The organism is Rhizobacter sp. P1_G5, assembly GCF_056405435.1.
Map to the genome: position 1 here is coordinate 1 of NZ_JBFUCB010000328.1, position 6,624 is coordinate 6,624.

At 69.9% G+C, this 6,624-nt stretch carries 6 protein-coding genes; 2 read left to right on the plus strand and 4 right to left on the minus strand.

Annotated elements, in window-relative coordinates:
- Together AC1D12_RS20650 and AC1D12_RS20655 are read left to right on the plus strand one after the other, a co-directional pair.
- Nucleotides 1-1,050 (plus strand): chitinase (locus tag AC1D12_RS20650; RefSeq protein ID WP_477842530.1); only part of this gene is annotated, 1,050 nt, incomplete at its 5' end.
- Between the two features lie 84 nt (nucleotides 1,051-1,134).
- Nucleotides 1,135-2,223, plus strand: coding sequence for a phospholipase A (locus AC1D12_RS20655; protein WP_477826064.1), 1,089 nt, complete (start codon nucleotides 1,135-1,137; stop codon nucleotides 2,221-2,223).
- A gap of 9 nt (nucleotides 2,224-2,232) precedes the next feature.
- Here the strand turns inward: AC1D12_RS20655 and AC1D12_RS20660 are convergent, their stop codons facing one another.
- The 4 genes from AC1D12_RS20660 to AC1D12_RS20675 form a co-directional block, all read right to left on the minus strand.
- Entirely contained in the window at nucleotides 2,233-2,490 is a 258-nt protein-coding gene (locus tag AC1D12_RS20660; RefSeq protein ID WP_047594895.1) for a hypothetical protein, read from the minus strand.
- A gap of 8 nt (nucleotides 2,491-2,498) precedes the next feature.
- Nucleotides 2,499-4,001, minus strand: a complete 1,503-nt coding sequence (locus tag AC1D12_RS20665; RefSeq protein WP_477842533.1) for a S8 family serine peptidase — start codon at nucleotides 3,999-4,001, stop codon at nucleotides 2,499-2,501.
- A gap of 26 nt (nucleotides 4,002-4,027) precedes the next feature.
- Nucleotides 4,028-5,335, minus strand: coding sequence for a HipA domain-containing protein (locus AC1D12_RS20670; RefSeq protein ID WP_477842535.1), 1,308 nt, complete (start codon nucleotides 5,333-5,335; stop codon nucleotides 4,028-4,030).
- A 120-nt stretch (nucleotides 5,336-5,455) separates the two neighbouring features.
- A partial coding sequence (locus AC1D12_RS20675; protein ID WP_477842537.1) for a DUF6537 domain-containing protein occupies nucleotides 5,456-6,624 on the minus strand: 1,169 nt, incomplete at its 5' end.

The following is a 6,624-nucleotide window of genomic DNA, read 5'->3' on the forward strand; positions in this document are numbered from 1 at the left end:
GCCCCCGCCCCTGCGCCGGCCCCTGCTCCCGCGCCGGCCCCTGCACCGGCACCCGCACCGGCACCGGCACCCGCGCCCGCGCCCGCACCGTCGAGCGACATCGCCAAGCACGCGCTGGTCGGCTACTGGCACAACTTCACCAACCCGGCCGGCAACACCTACCCGCTGAGCCAGATCCCGGACGCGTGGGACGTGATCGTCGTCGCGTTCGCCGACAACGYCGGTGGCGGCAACGTCAGCTTCACGGTCGACTCCAATGCCGGCAGCGATGCGCAGTTCATCGCCGACGTGCGTGCGCTGAAGGCCAAGGGCAAGAAGGTGGTGCTGTCGCTGGGTGGCCAGAACGGCTCGGTCAGCGTCGGCTCGCAGGCCGAGGCCACGAACTTCACGAACAGCCTGTACGCGATCATCCAGAAGTACGGCTTCGACGGCATCGACCTCGACCTGGAGAACGGCGTGGCGCAAGGCGCGCCGATCCAGCAGTACCTGGTCAGCTCGGTGAAGGCGCTGAAGGCCAAGGTCGGCTCGAAGTTCTACCTGTCGATGGCGCCGGAGTGGCCGTACGTGCAAGGCGGCTTCGTCTCGTACGGCAGCATCTGGGGCGCCTACCTGCCGATCATCAACGGGCTGCGCGACGACCTGTCGATCATCCAYGTGCAGTACTACAACAACGGCGGGCTGTACTCGCCGTACCAGGCCAACCCGTACCCGGAAGGCTCGGTCGACATGCTGGTGGCGGGCAGCAAGATGCTGATCGAAGGCTTCGGCCTGTCGAACGGCTCGGCGGGCACCTTCGCCGGGCTGCGGCCGGACCAGGTCGCGTTCGGCGTGCCGTCGGGCCCGCGCTCGGCGAACTCCGGCTTCGTCACCGCGTCGACCGTGAACAACGCGGTGGACTGCATGGTGAAGCTGACCGGTTGCGGCTCGCTGCGCCCGAACCAGGCCTACCCGACCTTCCGCGGCGTGATGACCTGGTCGATCAACTGGGACCGCTTCGACGGCTACAACTTCTCGGCGCCGGTCGGTGCCCACCTGAAGACGCTGCCTTGATTGCTGTGTGATACCCGAGCGGCGGGACGCCCATCCGGCGCCTGCTGCTCGGGGATTCACTCCGTGGCCCTACCATCCGGGCGCATGCGTTCACCGACCCTTGGCGCCTGCGCCTGTTTCGTTTTCTCCCTTCCCCTGCACGCTGCATTCGCGCAGTCCGACCCGGCCGCCAGCCTGGCCGAATGCGCGCAGATCGGCGCCCCGGCCGATCGCCTCGCGTGCTACGACAGGCTGGCCGGCCGCGCGGTCGAGGCGCCGGCACCCACCGGCCGCGAGGGCGAGAGCGAGTCGAAGCTGGCCCCGAAGGCGCAGCTGCTGCCGCCGGCGATCCGGCCGACGGGTGGCGGCAGCGGCAGCCTGGTCTCGCGCTACTGGGAGCTCGACCCCGAGGACAAGCGCGGCATCTTCAACTTCGTCGGCTACAAGCCCAACTACGTGCTGCCGCTGCACCAGACGAGCCGCATCAACCGCGAGCCTCGATCGCCCACGCAGGCGGCCGTGCCGCTGCCGGACTACAAGAACACCGAGGCCAAGTTCCAGCTGTCGCTGCGCACCAAGGTGCTGCAGGATGTCGGCTTCGAGGGCGGTGACCTGTGGCTCGCCTTCACGCAGCAGGCGCTGTGGCAGATCTGGAACGGCAAGGATTCGAAGCCGTTCCGCAACAGCGACTACGAACCGGAGGCGATCTATGTGGTGCCGGTTCCCGAGGCCTGGCGCGGGCTGCCGTTCGGCTGGCAGTGGCGCTACGCGCAGCTGGGGATCGCGCACCAGTCGAACGGCCAGTCCGATCCGCTGTCGCGCAGCTGGAACCGCGCGTCGCTCGGGGCCGGCTTCGAGCGCGACAACTGGTCGTTGAGCACGCGCCTGGTCCAGCGCTTCAACGAGAAGCTGGAGACCGACAACAACCCCGACCTGATCGACTACCGCGGCCGCAGCGAGACGCAGCTGAACTGGGCGAGCGGCTTGTCGACCGCTTCGCTGCTGTACCGCAACACGCTGCAGGGCGTGAAGTACGGTGCGCTGCAGCTCGAGTGGACCTACCCGGTGCTGCGCGACCAGCCGAACGGCCTGCGCTGGTACCTGCAAGCCTTCCGCGGCTACGGCGAGACGCTGACGGACTACAACTTCCGGCAGACGAGCTTCGGGGTGGGGGTGACGTTCCTGCAGTTCTGAGAACGGGATTCAGCCCTTGGCGGCTGCCCGCTTGGCACGCTGCAAGGGCGTGTGCTCGGGAATGCGGGCGGTCTTGCGGTCTTGCGCGTAGTGCCAGCCCGGCAGGGCCTTGGCCACCTGCGCCGCCTTGGTGGGGGGCGCCTCGACGAGCATCGAGCCGGCGGCACCGCCGACGACGATGCCGCCCAAGGCACGCACCGACTTCTTCGCCGCCGTGAGCGCCTTGGCGTCCACGTCGCTGGAGTTGAAGAAGACGAAGCGTGCCATGGCCTCGATTATCGCGCCAAGCCCTTGCCTTGCATACGGGCGGGGAATCCGAGGTCCTGGGCATGCGCCGTGGCCAATCTCACGATGGCCGCCGAACGCCGGGCGTCGCGCGGCATCGCCAGCACCGCGCTGCCGGCCAGCCGGCGCGCCAGCACGCCGGTGGCGATCGGCGTGGCCATCGAGGTGCCCGACATCACGCCCCAGCGGTTGCCGAACAGCGTCGACACGATGGCCACGCCCGGCGCGGTGAGCGCGAGCTTGCGGCCGCGGTTGGAGAACTGCGCGAAGAACGGCACGTGGTGGCCGATCGGCTTGCCGCGCGGCTCGCCCAGCGTCCACTCCAGGTAGGCACCGGCCGGCCAGGCGTTCTCCAGGCCGATCGCCGAGACCGCGATCACCTGGGGGTAGCGGGCCGGGTAGTCGACCTCGTCGGCACCGTCGTTGCCGGCGGCGGCCAGGCAGACGCAGCCGCGCGCCCAGGCGAACTCGACCGCGTCGCGCACCGCCTCGTCCGCGAGGCTGTCGCCCAGGCTCAGGTTGACGAGGTCGCAGCCGTCGACGGCGGCCTGCTTGATGGCCGCCTGGATCGCGAAGGTCGACGCGAATGGGTCGCCGGCCTCGAACACGCGGTAGGCATGCAGCGACACGGCGCTGGCCTCGCCGCGCCGCCAGCCGCTGGCCGTCGCCGCGATCACGCCGGCCACGTGGCTGCCGTGGCCATCGGCGTCGCGCAGCAGGCGCGTTGCCTCCTTCGCGGTGGTGTTGCGCCCGCCGGCGAGCTTCARGTGGTCGTGCGGCCCGATGCCGGTGTCGACCACGCCGACCGAGACGCCCTTGCCGGCGCCGGCCGCCGGCTTGCCGTAGACCAGGCCGCGCGCATCCGCCGTCTTCAGCGACAGGGCCGGCACGGCGATCTCCAGGCCGCCGCGCAGCAGTTCCACATTCGACAGCCGCACCGGCCAGCCGCCGTGCAGCGGCGCCACCTCGACGGCATCCAGGCGCTTCGTGCCGCGGCCCAGCCGGAAGCTGACGCGCCCGCGCCGGTCGGTCATCGCCTCCAGGCCGGTGCCTTTTTCTTCATCGAGCAGGATCGTCACCAGCGCCTGCGCGAGCCGCGTGCGGGCCGCGTCGTCCACGACGACCGTGACGGTCCAGGCCTGGTCGCGGCCGGCCGCGATGCGCGGCGCCTTCAGGTGTTCGCTGAGCTTGTGCCACGGCCGGGCAGGGCGCTCCAGGCGGTACCACTGTTCCTCGGCCAACGTGGCGCCATCGGGTGCGCTCGCGCGCACGTCGTCGATGCTGCGGCGGCCGATGTCCAGCAGCACGGCGCCATCGGCGGGCGAGCTGGTGACGAGCCTCAGCGTCGACGGGGTCATCCGCGGGGCAGCAGGGCGTTTCTCGGCGGCCGCGGCCTGCAGCCTGCGCAGCGTGGCCGCGGGGGCCGGGGCGTTCCTGCCGGCACGCGCCGGCGGAATGACGATGAGGCGACGCGGTCGCCGGGTCGGATCCATCTTGTTCTTGCTCCCTGGTTGTCGGTCTAGGTTTGTATGCGGTCGGCCATGTCCCTGGCGACGTTGCGCAGTTTTCGGTCGACGTCTTCATGGCTGCCCAGACGGTGCCAGAAATCGATGGCCGCCGTGCGCGCCGCCTTCGCTTCGTCGCCCGGCATCAGCATCGGAGGCTCGAACCCGCTGTAGTCGTGCAATCCCGCGAAGGCGTCCGGCCGCCAGCGCATCGGCAGCATGTCGTACAGCGGGGCCAGCGCGAAGCGGCCCTTGGCGGGCTCGTCGGCCCACAGCGCGAGGTTGCCGAAGTGCATGTCGGTGTTGCCGATCAGGCGACCGAACATCAGGCGCGTGCGCACGGCAGAAGCGTCCTCGGCGCTCAGGCGGCGCTGCGTGGCGAGTGCATCGCAGGTCGCGGCCCAGTGGTGCAGCGGGCCGTGGACGAAGGCTTCGTGGGCAGCGTCCAGCGTCACCGCGTGGCGACGCCCCAGCGAATGCGGACCGAAGCGATCGAAGCGCGTGGACTCGAGGTAGGTCCGCGTGTCGCTGTGCAGCACCCGGGCCGCGGCCACCGCCTGCCCATGCTCGTGCATGACCTGCAGCGCCAGCGCCTCGGCGTGCAGCAGGTCGTGCCAGCGCTCGCCGAAGGGCGTGCCGCGCGGCGGTGTGAACTTGACCAGCACGCGCTCGCCCGAGGCCAGCGCGGTCAGGAACTTGGCCTGCTCGCCGCCGGCCGACGAACCGGCCGGCAAGGTACCGGCGACGTTGGCGGCCAACAGGTCGTAGTGGGCTGCGCGCTCTTGCTGGTCGATCGGTGCCTTGGGGACCTTTTCGCCGCGAGGCTCTCCCATCGAGATGGCCCCGGTCGGATCCTCGACCTGGCCGGCCGCGAACAGAACCTGTTCGAGCGACCAGCGCTCGGGATCGCCTTCCAGCCCGAGCCGTCGCGCCCATTCGCGGCCCAGGAACCCCTGCATGCGAAGCGGTGAGAGGAACCACGGCAGCCGGCCGGCGGTGACCAGGTCGATGCCGTCGGCGGCGACGTGCAGGCGATCGCCGGCCAGGAAGGTCAGCGTGCCCCAGCGCGACATGATTCCGCTCGGGTCGGTCCACCACAGCGGTTGCTGTGCCGGCAGACCCCGGATCAGGTGCGGCACGCCGTACCGGACCGCCCGACCCTGGCCCAGCGTGATCACGCGGTCCCCCATGCGGCGCAAGGCCCGGGAGACCGTCGGCTGGCTCTTGCCGGTCAGGACCTGCAGGTCGGGTGAGCTGGCGACGCCGCGCTCGGCCAGCGCCTGCAGGATCTGGATTTCGAGCGGATCTTGGCTGTATTCCATGAATAGGAGGCCGAATCAGGAAACCTGCTGAAGGATCAACAGCTTAGTCCCGTTTTGGCATCCTATTTGAATAGCAAATGAATAGCAAATGAATGGAAAATAGGCCTTTGGGCGCCCCGCTCAAGCCGCCTTCCGCTCCCCACCCGCCCGCCACTGCACCATCAGCGCCGACCACTTCGGCATCGCGGCGGCCAGGTGCCGCTCCTTCACATGCCCGTACCCGCGGATGTCTTCCGGAATGCGCGCGATCTGCAGCGCGAGCGGCAGCGTCTGCGCGTTCAGCCCGCGCAGCACCTCGTCGAGGGCCTCGCGGTACTGGCCGATCAGCGCGCGCTCGGTCTTGCGCTCCTCGGTGCGGCCGAACGGGTCGAACGCGGTGCCGCGCAGCCCCTTGAACTTCGCGAGCACGCGGAACGCGGTCTGCATCCACGGGCCGAAGCGCTGCTTCACCAGCTCGCCCTTGTCGTTCTTCTTCGCGAGGGCCGGCGGCGCCAGGTGGTAGTTCAGCGTGTAGTCGCCCTCGAACTGCGCCGCCACCTTGTCGAGGAAGGCCTTGTCGGTGTGCAGCCGCGCGACCTCGTACTCGTCCTTGTAGGCCATCAGCTTGAACAGGTAGCGCGCGACCTGCTCGGTCAGCTTGTGGCCGCCCAGCGGCGCCTCGGCGGCCCGCACCTTCTCGACGAAGGCCCGGTACTGCGCCGCGTACGACGCATCCTGGTAGCCGGTCAGGAACTCGACGCGCTTGGCGATCACGTCGTCGATGTTCACGCTCTTGCGCACGAACTCGATCACCTGGCCCGCCTTGAACAGCGCCTTCACCGCCGCCAGGTCATGCGCGGCGCGGCGGCCCCATTCGAAGGCCGACTTGTTGTTGTCGACCTGCACGCCGTTCAGCTCGATCGCGCGCATCAGCGCGGCATGGCCGAGCGGCACGCGGCCCTTCTGCCAGGCATAGCCGAGCATCAGCGGGTTGGTGTACAGCGAATCGCCGACCAGCTGCACCGCGAGCTCCTCGGCATCGAGCATGCCCACGTTCGCCGGGCCGGCCGCCGCGACGATCGCGCCCTCGCAGCTCGCGCCGGGGAACTGCCAGTCCGGGTTGGTCACGAAGGCCGCCGTCGGCGAGCCGTGCGTGTTCAGCGCGACGAAGCTGCGGCCCTCGCGCAGCGTCGCCAACGTGCTCTTGTTCGCACCGACGATCGGGTCGCAGGCGATCACGAGGTCGGCCTCCGCGGTGCCGACCTTGGTGGTGTGGATCGCCTCCATGCGGTTCGCGATCTGGATGTGGC

Coding starts and splice junctions, on each gene's coding strand:
- AC1D12_RS20655 (WP_477826064.1), top strand. CDS start 1,135: ATGCGTTCACCGACCCTTGGCGCCTGCGCCTGTTTCGTTTTCTCCCTT.
- AC1D12_RS20660 (WP_047594895.1), bottom strand. CDS start 2,490: ATGGCACGCTTCGTCTTCTTCAACTCCAGCGACGTGGACGCCAAGGCG.
- AC1D12_RS20670 (WP_477842535.1), bottom strand. CDS start 5,335: ATGGAATACAGCCAAGATCCGCTCGAAATCCAGATCCTGCAGGCGCTG.